The organism is Limihaloglobus sulfuriphilus (genome assembly GCF_001999965.1).
In the GTDB taxonomy this organism is placed as follows: Bacteria; Planctomycetota; Phycisphaerae; order Sedimentisphaerales; family Sedimentisphaeraceae; genus Limihaloglobus; species Limihaloglobus sulfuriphilus.
Genome location: NZ_CP019646.1, coordinates 2,588,826 through 2,605,123, shown reverse-complemented (window position 1 = coordinate 2,605,123; position 16,298 = coordinate 2,588,826). Strand labels below are relative to the sequence as shown.

Sequence of the window (16,298 nt, the reverse complement as noted above, 5' to 3'; positions counted from 1 at the left end):
ATGTAAGAATGTTTATGTTTAAACTTTTTTTTTAAATATTTCATAAAATGTATAGTATTGTTTCGTTGTTGTGTTATAATTAAGCCATCGTTTGAAGATTTTGATAAAGTAATGTTGTTTAAGTGGAGTTTTTATTATGAGAAAGTTAGTCGTTATAACTTCAATCGCATGTCTTTTATCTCTCGTATGCACGTCTTTTGGTGCCGGAGTCAATGTCGGCAATTCCTATCATTGGGATCAGTGGACAAAATCCACGGTCAATGACTGGACGAAAGTAGGTTCTGCCGGCTACGAGAACTATCTTAACCTGGTGAGTAATGTTGACAGCCCGCTCGATGTCCTGGACCCTTACGATGGCACATCGAATGATGTAAGGCTGAGGGTAGAGGCTTTGGCTTCACCGTCGCCAAATACAATACCGGCAGGTACCTGGGCAGGTTATGAGTGGAGTGTTCCTGATGGTGTCAACGAAGAGGTTGTCAGTGCCTGGCTGCCGGGTTATTTCAACTTTCTGACAGGTTCAATGGAGATCCGCATTACCGATGTCAACGAAAATGTTCTTTGGTCGGCAAGTCCTGCAGGAGGCTGGATTCAAAATCAAGGTCTGGATAATCCAACATTCGATAATGTCGATGCATTGCGGATTATAGTTTATGCAACCCAGGCCCATAATCTTTGGGGTACGAATAATGCTTATTATACCCAGCCGATATATCTAAATACGGAGACTGTTCCGGAGCCGGCTTCAATGGCGGTTCTGGCTTTGGGTTCTCTGTTCTTAGTTAAACGAAAAAAATAGATTCAGAAATATCCGCATACGGGCAGAGTAAAATCTGCCCGTGTTTATTTACAGCGGTACAAAGTTATATGAGTGGTTCTGTGAATCACTTTAGTTTGGTTTTTGAGGTTGCGGGGATTTTGCGCCTTGAATGACTAATTAAATGTTTCTATAGTAATTAACAAAAGGAAACAAAAATGAGTAAATTAAATTACGCACTGTTGTTTTTAACTCTCGGTTTTGTGGTTTTATCGGGTCTGTATGCTGACGGGTACCTTGTTGATGAAAATACCCTCAAATGGGGTGTGGGCCCCGACCCTGAAAATCAGCCTGACGGCCAGCTGTGGTACACTTACACTGACTGGACGTGGGTTGAAGGCTCATTTACCTTGGACTCTGCCTGGGAGGGCGACCCTGCAACGCAACCGTGGCCGGGCGAGTTTGTGCCTCAGACTCACGGCCTGCAGATACGGGCGGAAAATCAGGTTGTCGGTTCTACGATAGATCCTACAGGTTATGAATTCGACCTTGCTTCCGCCGGCATAAGCGGTAAGCTGATTTCCAGCGTAAAGGTTATTAACTCCTTTTGGAATTTCCCAAGCGGAGGGAATTCTTCTGTCGCCGCATCGTTTTATGATGAAGATGACAAACTGGTATATACGGAAAATCCCGTTACGATGTCTGTGCCGTGGTGGCAGGGAACCGTTGTGGACTTCAGCCAAAACCCAACTAAAAGGATAAAATTTGTCCTTACACCATATGCTGCGACATGGGTCTGGTCAGGTAACACCATGTACATTGAACAGCTTGAGATCACACTTATCGATGAAGAAGACGCAGAGTGCGGCACGAAATACAATCCATATCCGCCCGCTGATCTCAACGGCGATTGCGATGTTGACAGCTCTGACATACAGCTTCTTGCTCAGTACTGGCTTGACTGCAATGACCCTGCTGATGTGAACTGCGTCCAGTAACTAAATTTGCATATTAACTCTACAATAGGAGATATTATATGAAAACGCTCAGATCTCTATCCCTGTTAATTACAGTAATAACAGTCATAACGTCTTTTTCTTTTGCCGAGACTCTGGTTTTTGACGGCACCAACGGCCTTGCGGGCTGGGATTTCCTCGGCAGCGGCAATGCCTACAATATTGATGACGGCGGTTCTCTAGCACCGATGCAGGATCTTGTTTCAATGGAAAGCCCTGCCAATACAAACAACTTCGGCCTCGATGGCGCCGCCTGGGGCTGGGACGCGGCAAAATTTTCACCCTCTGCCTACATAACACCTGAATCGGGTGCCTGGGCAGGCGCAAGGTTTGAGGCTCCGGCGGGATACATCATAACTGGTGTGAATATTCCAAAGGCTTATTTCAATGTCGGGGCTAATATGGCGGTTGCGGTCGCTGACGGTGAAGGTAATATAGTGGCGCAGTCAGCAAGATCCGCTTCTAACGAGATGGTAACGGATATAGCAGCCGCGGGACTTAGTACAACGGCAGTGGAGATAAGATGGGTTAATACGTCTTCTACCACGACTAACGTCTGGGCAAACAACGGTGTTATAATCAGCTCGGTTGAAGTTGCTTTAGAGCTTGATACTAATGCAATTACAACTGAAGTTTTTGCCGAGGCAGGCCTTGAAGGCTGGGAGTATATCGGTTCCGGGACGGCTTATGATGTTGCTGACGGCGGGGCGGAAAAACCTTTTAACGAGATTGTTAATTTTATAAGCCCTGCCAACACGAATGATTTCGGCACTGACGGGGGAAGCTGGGGCTGGGATGCAGGAATGTTTTCTCCGGTTAACCAGATTCAGCCCAATTCCGGTGCTTATGTCGGAGCAAGATACACCGCTGCCGAAGGAAAGACAATTATTTCGGTTAGCGTACCCAAAATGTACTTTAACGTCGGTACAAGCATGGTTGTTCAGATGGTTGATGATGCAGGTAATGTGCTTGCTCAAACCACTCGCGCGGCTTTGACTGAGATGGTTACCGACCTGACCGCCGAGGCGCTGGATACTTCATTTATTGAGCTGCGATGGGTAAATACTGCCGCTTCTACTATCAATCTATGGGGTGAAAGTAACGCGGTAATTTTCAATACGGTTGAAGTGTCAACGGCTGATGACCCAGATTATGATCCTTTTGATCCGATAGTCTATGAGAACCCGAGTAAACCTTCAACCTGGTATGGCTATTATCATGCCTATACTGACTTCAATAACTGGGGAAATGCCTTCCCCGAGGTTGGCTCATTTACAAACCTTAACCACGTTTTCCCCAATCAGGGCGCGACAGATGCCGCGGTAGCTAATCATTCTTATATGCTTGTGGATACCCACTGGCAGCTGTTTGAAGCAGACGGCAGCGGCGGTTATCAGCTTAAGAGCAATTATGAAGATGCCGTTAGCGGTCTTGTTTCTCTCTTTAACGGTTATGAAGAATACGTTGGCGCGTTTTCTCCGATAGACGAGCCGTATCACCGCAATGTTTCACAGGCCGACCTTGAGACAGCTATTGCGGCACTGAAAGAGGCTTTCCCTGGGGTACCAGTCTATGTGAATTTCGCACCCACTGTAGCTCCCAATTTAACGGCAGAGACTCTGCCGGCAGGTGCGGACTGGCTTGCGTTTGACCTTTATGAAAGCGGTGACGGCCAGCCGGTGCAGATAGCGGACATTCAGGCGATTGTGAACCACATGAAAAGCATAAAACTGCCTGAGCAGAAATTGTTTATCATTCCGCCTTCAGCGATGAATTTAGTCGCCGATTATACCGATCAGCAGCTTGCTGATTCAATCAACGATTTTTACAGCCTGATGCAGAGCGATGATGAGATTATCGGTATGATGGTCTTCCCCGCCGACGGCTGCCGCCAAGAGCACTTTGACGGTGCGGGAAGCACGATACCGCTGGCACTTGCCGCGCAGCAGGCGATCGGCTCTGAGATAGCCGGCGAGGTTTGCGGTGATATATGGAACGGTTTCTATAAATTTGACTACAACCGTGACTGTCATGTAGATCTGATCGACTTTGCCGCGTACGGCGCTGTTTGGTCATCTGAATAAAAATCTAAAAGTCTCCCCGGCAGTGAATACCGGGGAGACTTTAATCGAGATTATAGAATAAAAGGTAATTAATCATGCGAAGCAAAAAAGGTTTTACACTAATAGAACTCTTAGTTGTGATTTCGATCATAGCTTTACTGATGGCGATTATGATGCCGGCGCTTTCTAAGGTCAGAAACATGGCCAGAAAAATCGTCTGCGGCTCTCACATGCACAATATGGGTATTGCTATTGAAAATTATAAGGCGAATAATGACGGCTTTTATCCGATAGCATACTGGTCGAACAACAGTTTCGCAAGGAGGACCTATACCGAGTCTTTAATTAAGGCCGACTTGATAGACGGCGAGGAAACGGTAGAGGGCAACGATGAATGGGTTGTAGGGGCCAGCTCTGTTCGCGAGGCTTATTCCTGCCCCTCGTTCCGGAAGTTTCTGGAGAGAAAACGTGAAATGATATACGGCTGGGGCGACAATATCGCCGAGCACTACCCAATCGGCTACGGTTATAACAGTCACCTCTCCAGGTATAATTCCTGGAATTCGGCAACTAACCAGCCCGAGAGGACGGATAACTGGAGTTATGCCGGTAACAAGGCAAAATCAGATACTCTAGTTTTGATAGATGCCGCATCGTTTTTTGTTTCCAATACAGGCGGCGGGAGATTTTATCCCGTTTACAACGTAAGCTCCAGATATGTTACCTCAAACGGTAATATCGCAGGCAGCCATTCAGGCGGCATCTCCAATTCACTCTGGGCGGATATGCATGTCGAGGACCGCAGGGCGGATGAGTATTTTAGAAGAGACCCTGACGATCCATCCCAGCTTCTGGGCAATTCGGTCCTGGACCATACAGGTTATAAATATTCAGACAGGGGCTATAAGTACAGCACTCCTAAAGGCAGTATTGCCTGTCCTGAATAATACATCGATTTTCCCGCAAAATGTTTAGTATTTATATTATTAAGAAAGGATACTCCTGTGATAAGAATCTCTGCGTCTTTAATATTGGTTTTTTGTGCTTTATTTACCGTAAACTCTCAAGCTGAAATGAATTACCCGGAAATTACAATAGAACCCTTTCCCATAATGACGTGGGTGCCTCCGGCGCTTACCGCCGAGCAGCTGGGCTGGTACGATGATGCAGGCTTCAACGTTATGTTTATCTACCCGGAAGAAGAAGCCTATCAGAAGATGAAAAAGCACTGGGACGGCAACTGGATGGTGTTCAAGGAATGGAATACAAAGGGCTACAACTATAAGACAATGAGCGATTTTCACGCGGATGATCCCAAGAGAATCGGGTTTATGCTTGGCGATGAGCCGACAACCCCCGAGATAGAAAAATACGTGGAACAGTACGAGTACCTCCGCCGCAGACACCCGCAGGATATATGTATCGTGAATATGTTCCCCTCGTATGTCAGCGAAACGCGGCTTGGAAGCACTTTCAGGCAGTACGTTGAAACATATTATGAAAAACTCAATCCCCGTTACAGCTCGCTGGATCATTATCCATGTTTCAGGTTCAACGTGGATTCACCCAGTTTTTATCACGACCTTGAGATACAGCGGGAGCTTTCCCTGAAGAACAACTGTAAACAGTTCGGCTTTGTCCAGGTCTATTCATCTTACAAAGACAGAAATGTCAGCGGCTCTGACCTTGCATGGCAGATAAATTCATTTCTGGCCTACGGCTGCAAGGGACTCTGGTATTTCTATTTCAGGCATCCTGTTTGCGGAATAAATGAACTTGCACAAAAAGAAGCGCTCAGCCATAAAACAGAAGGTCTTGCAATAAATTATAACAATGGCGGTATGAGAGAAGAGTACTACGAGCCGGTTTTCAAATTCGGCAGCGGTGTACTGGATTCAAACGACCAAAAAGGGCCGCGATACGATGACGCCGCGGCGATTAACAAAGAAACCCTCTGCTGGGGCAAGGTTCTGCTTGAGCTGGAGAATATCAAGGTTCGCCATATCCGCGGCTTCGGTGAGTCCTTTGTTCCGGTGGGGACAGATGAGTTTGCCGGCAACGTAGGCCGTTTTGGCGCAGCTGAAGAATATATCGCCGGCGTAGATGCCCGGAACAACGTTCTAAGTATGGGTTACATCGTCAGCTATTTTGAGGATAAGGACAACCGCCCGTATGTGATGATTGTCAATAAACGCCACGGCGAGTATATGAGCAGAGACGGCGGCAGCCTGAAAACGGTTGTTTCTTTTACAGACGATGTGAAAAATGTTTATGCTGTTTCTAATACAACCGGCCGCGAAGAGCAGGTCAGCCTGAATAATTCAAATGCCTGCGTTGAGGAGCTTGGCGGCGGCGGGGCTGTTCTGTATAGAGTGGAAACAAAGTAACAACCGTTGCTGCAGAATAACTTGTTAATATGACTGCTTTTGACCGGATAGAACGTTATGTAATTTTTCAGCTTTATTTTATCTGTTAAATTCGGTACAGATGCCGGTTGAAATCAGCAGGGGCAGAATAAATGCAAAGAAGAGATTTTTTGAAAACAGCTTTATTTTCAACAGCTTTTGTTTCCGGCGTATCGGGTATGGGCAGCAGACCGTCAGAACAATCAAACGCGGATAAGGCTAAGCCTCGCCGGCGGCCGAATATTTTATGGATAATGTTTGATGACGGCAGGGCGGACGCGTTGGGCTGTTACGGGACAAAGTGGGCCAATACCCCGAATATTGACAGGATAGCTCAAAATGGGGTGCTCTTTACGACCGCAATTGTCCAGAACCCCGTTTGTGTTCCGTCAAGGCGCAGCATGAAGACAGGCAACTACTGCCATCAGAGCGGCCCTATGGCTATGGGTAAGGCGGCGCAGCAAACGCCGGCTTACATGAAGGGCAAAGACAAGGGTGTCTGGGACAGAGAGGCCATACTCCAGTCTTTGGGTTTGGTTGAACAAAGCGGTGATTCTGGGATTGAGGATGTTCCAAACCTGCTGGATATCTGGACCCGGGCTCAAATGAAGCCGATTAACATAGGCAAGATTCACGGTTTTCACGACCAATGGGATTCTCTCGGCGATGCCGAGCAGCTTCTGGACGTTTTTGGAAAGCCGACCGCGTTTTTCAAACAGAAGTATCCGGACGCGGCAGAGAGAATATTAAGTTCAGTCAGGACTAAGACATATAACTGGCAAATCGGAGGCGTACTGGACGTAAAGCCCGAAGATACTACTCCATGGCGGCTTGGCGATATGGCGGTAAAAAAGATTGATCAGCTTTCAAAGCAGGAAGAGCCGTTCTTTTTACGGGTCTCTTTCCACGCGCCGCACGTTCCATGTCATGTGCCGAAGGAGTTTTTTGTAGATCCCGAGAAAATAGAGCTGCCTCTGCCGGATAAGACCCAGCTTGAGAGCAAGCCGGAGTTTGAGAAAAACTGCCTGCGTAAATATGCCGGCAGTCTTGATCTGACTAAAGAAGAGATAGATATCAGCCGCGGCACATATTACGGCATGGCAGGCCTTGTCGATGTACAGGTCGGCAGAATAGTAAAAGAACTGGAAAAAACCGGCCTGTTGGATAATACAATTATAGCGGTAAATTCTGACCAGGGCTTTGGTCTCGGTGAACATGGATTGTGGAAGAAAAGAGCCTTCTACGAAGATTATGTCAAATCGCCGCTGATCATAAACTGCCCTGAAAGGCTGCCCGGGGGTAAACGGATTGATGAGCCGGTAGAGATGATTGATTTTCTGCCTACTCTGCTTGAATTATCAGATTTAGAAATCCCTGATGCTATCCGGGGTAAAAGTCTTGTCCCGCTGATAACCGGAAAAGTTAAAAAATGGAGGAGAGCCTGTTTCTGTGAGATTGACCACAGCAGCAGCATGTATAATGAATTAAGAAACGGCACCGGACGCAGGGTAATGGTTCGGACAAAAAATTACAAGCTGATATTCTTTATGGACGAACGGGTAAAAGATAAGGACGGGGCATTGTACGATTTAAAGAATGACCCGGGTGAAATCCGCAATCTGTATAACGATTCTAAATACACCCATGTGATAGATGAGCTTGAAAGCTATGCGTATCAGTGGAGCAAGGGCGAGTTCTTTTAGTGTATGAAAAGTTTATACGGTTCTTTTTATGATAGAATGCAAACTTAGAGATAGAAAAATATGGAAAAAGCCGCGGCAGCAAAAATAAAACTCAAAACACGAGAATTGTGGGGCTACGCCTCCGGTGAGGGTGCGACATCGATTACCATGAACGGCATAGGCAACTTTTCTATGCTGTTTTATACGCAGATTTTAGGCATAAGCCCTGAGCTGGTGGGTATTGCTCTGTCTATAGCCACTGTCTGGGACGCGGTTACAGATCCGCTGATGGGCACCATTTCAGACCGGACATACAGCCGTTTCGGCCGCCGCCACCCTTATATGTTTATAGGCGGGATTCTGCTGACCCTTTCCTTTCTGGCGGTCTGGTTTGTACCCGAATCGTTCGAGGGTGAGAAGGTGATTTTTGTTTATCTGCTTATAGTGAATATATTTGTTAAAACGGCATTCACGCTGTTTATCGTACCATATACGGCGCTTGGCTTTGAGATGTGCAAGACCGATAACGACCGGGCCAGGCTCCAGGGCGTTCGCTACGCGTTTAATATGGTAGTCAATATCCTCACCGGCGGCCTTGCCTGGGTGCTGTTCTTCCCTGACCAGCAGGCGGCAAACGGCGCTGTGATTGACGGTACCAAGATACACCAGAACTATCTCAATATGGGCGGCGTGCTTGCCGCAAGCTCTTTGCTGCTGACACTTTTCTGTATCTTCGCCACCTATAAATACGCCGAGAGGGGGCTGAAAAAGAATGAGGCCGAGGGCATGGCAGAACACGTCAAGGCGTTTATGCACGACCTCAAAGATGTCTATTCCGACAAGCTGGTATGGTTTGTGTTTGGATTCTTCGGCATCGCGCAGTTTTCCATGATGGTAGTCTCGCAGGTGCAGATGTTTACCTACGTAGAGTATATGCGGTTTACCGCCGCGGAAAAAACATTTGTGCATACCGGCGGTATGGTCGGCTTTATGCTTGGCTCGCTGCTTCTGGGAACGATGGTAAGGCGGCTGGATAAAAAACTCACCGGATATATCGCCATGGTTGCGAGCTCATTTGGCTGTCTGGCTCTGCTGGTAATCTTTACCGGCGGGCTTATGGATCCTCAGGCTCAAATCGGCAGTTTCCCCGTCGCAGTGGCGGTCTTTGGCCTTATGCAGATGCTGTGGTGGGGCGGCTGCGGCATAATTGTGCCCCTTGCGGCCTCTATGATAGCGGATCTTTCGATGGTAAAACGGATTAAAACCGGTGAGATTACCGAGGGCCGCTATGCCGCGGGATTCTCGTTCTTTCTCAAGGCAGCAAGCGCGATAGGGCTGCTTATTACCGGTTATGTGCTCAAGGGTGTCGGCTACGTTTCAGATGCGGAGTTTCAGACCCCCGAGACGATCGACAAACTGGCGCTGATGACTTTTATTATCGGCCCGATTGTAATGCTGATTTCTTATCTGGTGCTTAGGAAATATCCTATTACCCACGAGTTCTTGAACCGGCTTCGTCGGCAGCACGGACTTGAGGAAGAACCGCAGACTTTGTAAGATTTAAATTAAAACCAAATCTCGAGGCGGTCCCAATACGTTGTAATTCTTGCCGAAAAGGGCCTGCTGAAATTATATGTAATAAACCGAACACAACTGATGATAGAAAAATCGATAGATAAAAATACAAAATGGATATGGCTCAAAGATGAGCGTTATCCCTTTAATCACTGGGTGGAATTCAGGGAAACTTTTCAGGTTGACCGGCTCAGTGAAACAAAGGTTCTTATAGCCGCCGATACTTCTTACCAGCTATGGATAAATGGTGAGGCGGTTGATGACGCTTATTTTTCAGAATTTCCGGATGACAGATATTATCTGACCAAAGATATTTCCGGCTATATCAAACCCGGGAAGAACTGCTTAGCCGTTTTAGGATACTACCAGGGTATAAATACTTCCCGATACGTTAAAGGGCGTGCGGGGATTCTTTTTGAAATACAGACAGAGGGCGGCTCTCTGGTTAAAAGCGATGCAGGCTCTCGGGCGAGAACAAGCCCTGCTTATTTGTCTGGAGATGCAGCGATGGTTACTCCCCAGCTCGGCCCGACAATTCAATACGACGGGTCTAAAGATGACGGCTGGCAATCTCTAAGTTATGATGACAGCGGCTGGGGTTCTGCTCAGGAGATAGCAGCGGCGGATGAATTCACTGCTAACGGTCTTGGGCCGTATCCCCTGAAACGTTTTGAGCAAAACATAAAAACAGCCAGAGTCTGCTCAAACGGACTGCTTGAGAATGTCCCTGACGGGGGAACCTTTGCCGATATGGTAAGCGGTGCGGATTTAAAATATCTGGACGGTCAGATCGGCAGCAGCGGCATAACTCTTACCGCCGCCGCTGAGGGCAGCTTTGTTATCTTTGATTTATTGAGCGAAGAATGCGGCTACCTCCGGCTCGAGCTTGAGGCGGACGATGTGACCGTAATCGACATTGCCCATGGCGAGCACCTGGCAGACGGCCGTGTCCGGGCTAAGATAGAAGATAGAAACTTCGCCGACCGGTATATCGCCCGTCCGGGTGCGCAGCTATGGTCGATGCCGGTACGCAAACTCGGCTGCCGCTATATAGAGCTTCATGTGAGAAACAGCCGCGGCAGAGTAAATATAAACTCGGTAAGTCTAAGGACGCAGCAGTATCCGCTGAGCTTCAGCTCGGATTTTGCCTGCAGCGACAGGCTCATAGAGCGGATTGTGGATGTGTCAAAGAAAACCGCAAGGCTCTGTATGCTGGAAAATTACTGCGATACCCCCTGGAGAGAGCAGTCGCTTTATCCGCTTGATGTGCTCAATCAGGCATTGTGCGGCTATTATCTCTTCGGTAATTACGAATACGCCGAAAAATCCCTGCGGGTTATGGGCAAAGCCCGCTTCGATGATACATATCTTGCGATGTGCGCTCCAAGCGATAATGAAATAACCATTCCATCCTTTACTATGTTCTGGATAGAGGCCCTTCGGGATTACACCCTCTACAGCGGTGACACTAACCTGGCGGAAGAGCATTTCGGCTTCGTCAGAAATTTTATCTTTTCTATGATCAGCCGGTTAGAGGATAATGTGCTTAAGGTTGATACGTCGAAAAGATACTGGAATTTTTATGAGTGGTCCCCTGGGCTTGACGGCAACGGGCCTCACAGCAGCGACGAGAAATCATACCACAGCTGCATATCGCTGTTTTTGATTGAGTCTATCGGCTGTTATAACGATATCTGCGGCTTTCTCGGCCGCGATTCGAGAGTACCCGGCGATGTGATTAGAAAAATACAGAGCGGTATCAGGGAAAAATATTACTCTAAATCTGCCGGGCTGTTTACGAATGAATTTCCCGCCGATAAGGATTGTGTTTTCTCCGAGCTGACCCAGTCGCTTGCCTGTATTTATATGGATCTTGAAGATCAGGAGCTGGAAACGGTCGGCAGGCATATCGGCACCGATACTGACCTTAGCGGCGCTACTCTAAGCATGAAGAGATACGTTTTCAACGCTCTGGAGAACATATTTAAAGACAGCTCGCCGCCGCTTGATATAATTCGCAGGGACTGGGGTTATATGATTTCCAAAGGCTGCTCAAGTTTCTGGGAAACAATCAAGGGCGAGTCCGATTTCAACGGCGCCGGCAGCCTTTCGCACGGCTGGTCGATAATACCGGTGTATTATATCTATTCCAGGATAATAGGCATAAAGCCGCTTGAACCGGGGTTCAGGAGATTTGCCGTTTCTCCCCGCTGCGCAGACCTTGACTCTATAAAAGGCTCTGTTCCAACCCCTTTCGGTGAGATTATTGTCCAGCGGCAAAGAACGGCCGGCAAAACGGTTGTTGAGGTTGAATACCCGGACTGCCTCGAGATGGCTGCCGATATCAGCGATGATTTTGAGCTGATATCTCATGCGTACGCAGCAGAAGAAAAAGAAACTGCGGCCTTGATAGTATAGCTGAGGGCAGATATAAGTGGGTGGTTAACAGCTTAAAGTATGTCAGAAAGGTAATCAAAATGAAATCTAATAAAATATTGTTGATGAGTTTGTTTGTACTGGGTTTTTTAACTGCCGGCTGCGTATTGGCAGAGTCTTTTGAGGGATTTAAAGTCGAAGAGAACACTGTTTTTCTGCCCGCCTCAGATTTTGCCCTCTGGGATAAAGATGCCCGGGAGTTCAGTTTCTGCGTCATCAGTGATCCCCATGCCGGCGAGCCGGTAAGAGCCGGCTACGAAAAATTCGGCCCGGCACGTGATAAATTTAAACTTGCCCTTGACCACATTGCCCAGAGTCGTGAGAAAAGCGCCGATTTTGTGCTGGTCTGCGGCGATATACATCTGCACAAGGTCAAAGACATTGTCGATGATTGCGAACTTAAACTCCATTTTATAGCCGGCAACCACGAGGGCGTTAAGGACAGAGAGCTGCTGAGAAAATCATATCCCGAGGATTTTAATATCAATGGTAAAGAGTCTGATTACTACTCGTTTGTGAACAAAGGCTGCCGTTTTATAGGCATGTGCAACGCTGTTGCGACTGATCATGTAGGGCATCTGAGCTCCGAGACGATAATACCCTTCGGCCAGTCAGACTGGCTGATTTCCGAGCTGGAAAAAGAAGAAAAGATAAAGGTGGTTTTCGGGCATATCCCCCCGCACCCCGACTGCAAAGACCGCAATATGTATATGTCGCGGAATGATTCTGCCTTTTTCAATAACCTCGTTAAAGAGACACGGCCGTCGTTTATGTTTTTCGGCCATCAGCACCAGCCTACGCGTGATTTCATGATAGGCTCGACAAAATGTTTTGTCATGCGTTCGATGTCATGGAACGGCGGCAACGCTCCCATCGGATATATGAAGATAAGCATCAGCGGCAAAGGCGCAGAATTTAAGGAATACACGTTTAAGGAAATTTCAGAATGAATTACAGCAAAATGACAAGAAGAGAATTCACAGCCGCAGCGGCGATTACTTCAGCCGCGACGGGTTTATCATTATTTACCGGCTGCAGCAGCAATGCTTTCAGTTTTGGTAAAAGCGGCAAGCGCCCGAATTTTGTGTTCATCATGACCGATGACCAGAAGTGGGACGCGGTAGGCTTTGAAGATGAGTATCCGTTTCTTAAAACACCCCAGTTAGATAAAATAGCCTCTGAAGGGGCGGTTTTTAAAAACGCGTTTGTAACTACAGCGTTGTGTTCCCCCTCGAGGGCAACCTGTCTGACAGGTCTCTACGCCCATGACAGCGGCGTTCCGGTAAACGAGATAGCCGATCACCGCCTCGACGTTCCATCTCTGCAGAGAACTCTCCGCCAGAACGGCTATGAAGTGGCATTCATCGGTAAATGGCACCAGAGGCTCCACGCCAGGCCGCGGCCTGATTTTGATTACTGGCTCAGTTTCCGCGGCCAGGGGCAGTATTATGACCCCGAGCTGAATGAAAACGGCAGAGAGTTCGAGGCCAAAGGCTACATTACCGATATTCTCACAGACCATGCCCAAAGCTGGATCGAAGAGAAACGCGACAAGTCAAAACCGTTCTGCCTGTTCCTCTGGCACAAGGCTGTTCACGCCCCGTTTGAACCCGCTCCCGAAGATGAGAACCTGTATGCCGACGATCTGATACCCGAGCCGGCCAACTACCATGACGACTATGCAGACAAGGGCAGCTGGCTTCGCAGAGCCTCGACCTACGGCGTTCACCGTGATGCCTATATGAAGAGCAAGGGCAAGCCGACGCCCGATAAAACTCCGCCCGCAAAAAAATGGACGGGCAAAGAAAAGGCGTGGATGGACTATCTAAAGACAATCTCATCTGTTGACCGAAACACCGGCAGGCTTTATGACAAGCTCAAATCGCTGGATATCCTTGACGATACATTCTTTATGTTCACCAGCGACAACGGTTATCTGCTCGGCAACCACCACAGCGTTTCCGATAAGCGGATCATGTGGGAAGAATCGATCAAGGTACCGCTGATTATCCGTTATCCGCGGCTGATTTCTGCCGGCACAAAAATTGACAAGATGGTTCTCAATGTCGATTTCGCGCCGACGTTTATCGACCTGGCAGGTGCCAAAGTACCCCAGACCATGCAGGGCGAATCCTTTGTTCCGCTGCTGCGGGGCAGGACCAGAGGCTGGCGGAAAGACTTCCTCTACGAGTATTTCAGGGAGGGCTACGCGCCCGGCATACCCAGCGTTGTCGGCATACGCACCGAAAGGTACAAGCTGGTTGACTATCCGGAGCTTGAGGGCAATAATGAGATGTACGACCTGAAAAACGACCCGCTTGAGTTGACTAACCTCTATTACAAAGAAGAATACGCGGGTGTCAGAGAGCGGCTCAGCAAAAGGCTCGAAGAGCTTAAACGCCAGACCGACTACAAGGTGCCCGATTATCCCTTTTAAGGGATTTCTGCCCGTTATATGAGCGATGCGATATTCGACTTAAATCCGCAGGACATTTTGTATGAAACAGAAAAACGTACTTTTTATAATGCTCGATCAGCTCAATTACCGCTGTCTCGGGCTAATGCGGCACCCTGACGTGCGAACGCCCAACATTGACGCTCTGGCTCGCGATGGTGTAAATTTCACCAACTGCTACGCCCAGTCTCCGGTCTGTCAGCCGAGCCGGATATGTTTTTTCACGGGCCAGTACCAGAAAAAACACCGCCAGTTCGGTTTTGAGGGCATGGTAAAACCATCCGCGGAGCTGATGCCGCTGCATTTCAGGAAAGCCGGCTTCAGTACCGGCGCCTTCGGCAAGCTGCATATCAACTCACTCGGGGCCAATGTCGGCTTTGACGTCGTCTCGGCGACACTCGAAGAAGACCAGCACAGATGCACCGGCCCGGAGAGGTGGTACCCCAATTACCTCAAAGAGAACTCGATTGAGTTTCCCACCGCGCAGTGCCACGGAGCCGCCGCCGGCGATGCGGTTCCCGATGATAAACCCCGCGGCGGGAAAAAAGCAAACACAGACTGCGAGATTGACACCGACAATTACACCGCCTGTGCCGGCAGGTGCGGCGTTGAATATAAACACAGCATAGAAAAATGGACAACCGATCAGGCACTGGACTTCCTCGAAAAGGACAGAGACGGCAGCAAGCCGTTTTTTATGTGGCTTACCTACGACCGCCCGCACGCGCCGCATGGTGTATCTTCTCCGTATGACAAACTTTACGACCCCTCAAAGCTAACGCTTTTGCCCTATGAAACAGCGGAAGAGATAGCGGGCAAGCCGTATGATTATTTTCAGCGGCTCAGGAAGTTTTTCGCCGATGACAGAAAGCTAAGGCGAGTTCTGGCGGCATATTATGCCATAATAACCTGCATTGATCAGGAAATCGCCAGGGTAATCGATTATCTCAAAGAAAACTCGCTCTACGATTCAACCACGATAATATTCACAAGCGATCACGGCGATATGGCGGGAATGCACCGGACTTTCGAGAAAGACCGGCTGTCTGACCAGGTTATAAAGATTCCGATGATAATAAAACCCGCCGGCGGCTCTAATCTTTCATGTCCGGCTGCGTATGATGGGCTTATCGAAAGCATAGACCTCTACCCGACACTGATTTCACTTCACGGGCTTGATCCAGTCCGGGACATCGACGGCACGGACTTCTCCGCAATATTCCGCGGCGAAGATATCCCCCGCAAACAGGCGGCTCTATGCGAGCAGTACTCCATCAAAGCCCTGATCAAAGACGGCTGGAAACTCGTGTATTATCTCAAGCAAAATCACGGGATGCTCTTTGACCTGAGCGATGACCCGCAGGAGAGACGCAATCTCTACGAGCTCAAAGAGTACCGCAGCAAGCGCCTGGAGCTCAAAGAGCAGCTTGTAAGTGTGCTGGCCGGCCCCTGGGACGAGGAAGATGTCAGCGACATAGAGGATACCATCTTCAGCCGCGGCGGCAGATACAGCAAGGTTCACCACACAAAGCCCGGCTGGGACGCAAGGCCGTTTTATATCACCGAATACCGCGGCATGTATGTCGTGGAAGACTGCCCCCGCCGCCGCCTGCTGTTTTACCCACTCTACGGCAGGGAGTGTGAGTTTTTCCGGCTCGGGCAGGGCGGCAGTTCCAGGCAGCTGATTGACCGCGGCGAAGACCTTGACAGATTCGAGGAGTTTATCGATGCCCTGCTTGACTGGCAGATTACATCTGTAACGCCGATTGACGTCGTCGCAGTGCAGGCCTCAGAGCTGCCCGGGCATTATCCGGCTATCGACGAAGTTGAATCGTTCCTGAAGTCGGCGGAATTGAACAGTAAATCTGCTTTATAACCTGTTCAAGTTCCAGGAATTGCCGCGGCATCG

At 48.6% G+C, this 16,298-nt stretch carries 11 protein-coding genes; all 11 read left to right on the top strand.

Annotated elements, in window-relative coordinates:
* The first annotated feature begins 136 nt into the window (after positions 1-136).
* The 11 genes from SMSP2_RS09920 (at position 137) to SMSP2_RS09870 (ending at position 16,265) form a co-directional block, all read left to right on the top strand.
* Positions 137-799 (top strand): PEP-CTERM sorting domain-containing protein, encoded by a 663-nt coding sequence (locus SMSP2_RS09920; protein ID WP_146683801.1) that lies wholly within the window; start codon positions 137-139, stop codon positions 797-799.
* 176 nt (positions 800-975) lie between these two features.
* A complete protein-coding gene (locus SMSP2_RS09915) occupies positions 976-1,755 on the top strand; it encodes a hypothetical protein (RefSeq protein ID WP_146683800.1) in 780 nt (259 codons plus the stop codon).
* A 38-nt stretch (positions 1,756-1,793) separates the two neighbouring features.
* On the top strand, positions 1,794-3,857 hold the full coding sequence (locus SMSP2_RS09910; RefSeq protein ID WP_146683799.1) for a hypothetical protein: 2,064 nt from the start codon (positions 1,794-1,796) through the stop codon (positions 3,855-3,857).
* Positions 3,858-3,931: 74 nt separating this feature from the next.
* Positions 3,932-4,783, top strand: a complete 852-nt coding sequence (locus SMSP2_RS09905) for a type II secretion system protein (RefSeq protein ID WP_146683798.1) — start codon at positions 3,932-3,934, stop codon at positions 4,781-4,783.
* 126 nt (positions 4,784-4,909) lie between these two features.
* Positions 4,910-6,223 (top strand): hypothetical protein, encoded by a 1,314-nt coding sequence (locus SMSP2_RS09900; protein ID WP_146683797.1) that lies wholly within the window; start codon positions 4,910-4,912, stop codon positions 6,221-6,223.
* 149 nt (positions 6,224-6,372) lie between these two features.
* Positions 6,373-7,944, top strand: coding sequence for a sulfatase family protein (locus SMSP2_RS09895; protein WP_222566320.1), 1,572 nt, complete (start codon positions 6,373-6,375; stop codon positions 7,942-7,944).
* A 60-nt stretch (positions 7,945-8,004) separates the two neighbouring features.
* Positions 8,005-9,480, top strand: a complete 1,476-nt coding sequence (locus SMSP2_RS09890) for an MFS transporter (protein ID WP_146683795.1) — start codon at positions 8,005-8,007, stop codon at positions 9,478-9,480.
* Between the two features lie 99 nt (positions 9,481-9,579).
* Positions 9,580-11,916, top strand: coding sequence for a family 78 glycoside hydrolase catalytic domain (locus SMSP2_RS09885; protein WP_146683794.1), 2,337 nt, complete (start codon positions 9,580-9,582; stop codon positions 11,914-11,916).
* A 59-nt stretch (positions 11,917-11,975) separates the two neighbouring features.
* Positions 11,976-12,884: a metallophosphoesterase family protein gene (locus SMSP2_RS09880; RefSeq protein WP_146683793.1), complete on the top strand. Its 909-nt coding sequence runs from the start codon at positions 11,976-11,978 to the stop codon at positions 12,882-12,884.
* A complete protein-coding gene (locus SMSP2_RS09875) occupies positions 12,881-14,371 on the top strand; it encodes a sulfatase family protein (RefSeq protein ID WP_146683792.1) in 1,491 nt (496 codons plus the stop codon). Before SMSP2_RS09880 ends, SMSP2_RS09875 begins: the two co-directional genes overlap by 4 nt.
* Before the next feature lie 61 nt (positions 14,372-14,432).
* A complete protein-coding gene (locus SMSP2_RS09870; protein ID WP_146683791.1) occupies positions 14,433-16,265 on the top strand; it encodes a sulfatase family protein in 1,833 nt (610 codons plus the stop codon).
* Positions 16,266-16,298: the final 33 nt, after the last annotated feature.

Bases quoted from the DNA above. Each gene is read 5' to 3' on its own strand.
- SMSP2_RS09920 (WP_146683801.1), top strand. From the start codon at position 137: ATGAGAAAGTTAGTCGTTATAACTTCAATCGCATGTCTTTTATCTCTC.
- SMSP2_RS09915 (WP_146683800.1), top strand. From the start codon at position 976: ATGAGTAAATTAAATTACGCACTGTTGTTTTTAACTCTCGGTTTTGTG.
- SMSP2_RS09910 (WP_146683799.1), top strand. From the start codon at position 1,794: ATGAAAACGCTCAGATCTCTATCCCTGTTAATTACAGTAATAACAGTC.
- SMSP2_RS09905 (WP_146683798.1), top strand. From the start codon at position 3,932: ATGCGAAGCAAAAAAGGTTTTACACTAATAGAACTCTTAGTTGTGATT.
- SMSP2_RS09900 (WP_146683797.1), top strand. From the start codon at position 4,910: ATGAATTACCCGGAAATTACAATAGAACCCTTTCCCATAATGACGTGG.
- SMSP2_RS09890 (WP_146683795.1), top strand. From the start codon at position 8,005: ATGGAAAAAGCCGCGGCAGCAAAAATAAAACTCAAAACACGAGAATTG.
- SMSP2_RS09885 (WP_146683794.1), top strand. From the start codon at position 9,580: ATGATAGAAAAATCGATAGATAAAAATACAAAATGGATATGGCTCAAA.
- SMSP2_RS09880 (WP_146683793.1), top strand. From the start codon at position 11,976: ATGAAATCTAATAAAATATTGTTGATGAGTTTGTTTGTACTGGGTTTT.
- SMSP2_RS09875 (WP_146683792.1), top strand. From the start codon at position 12,881: ATGAATTACAGCAAAATGACAAGAAGAGAATTCACAGCCGCAGCGGCG.
- SMSP2_RS09870 (WP_146683791.1), top strand. From the start codon at position 14,433: ATGAAACAGAAAAACGTACTTTTTATAATGCTCGATCAGCTCAATTAC.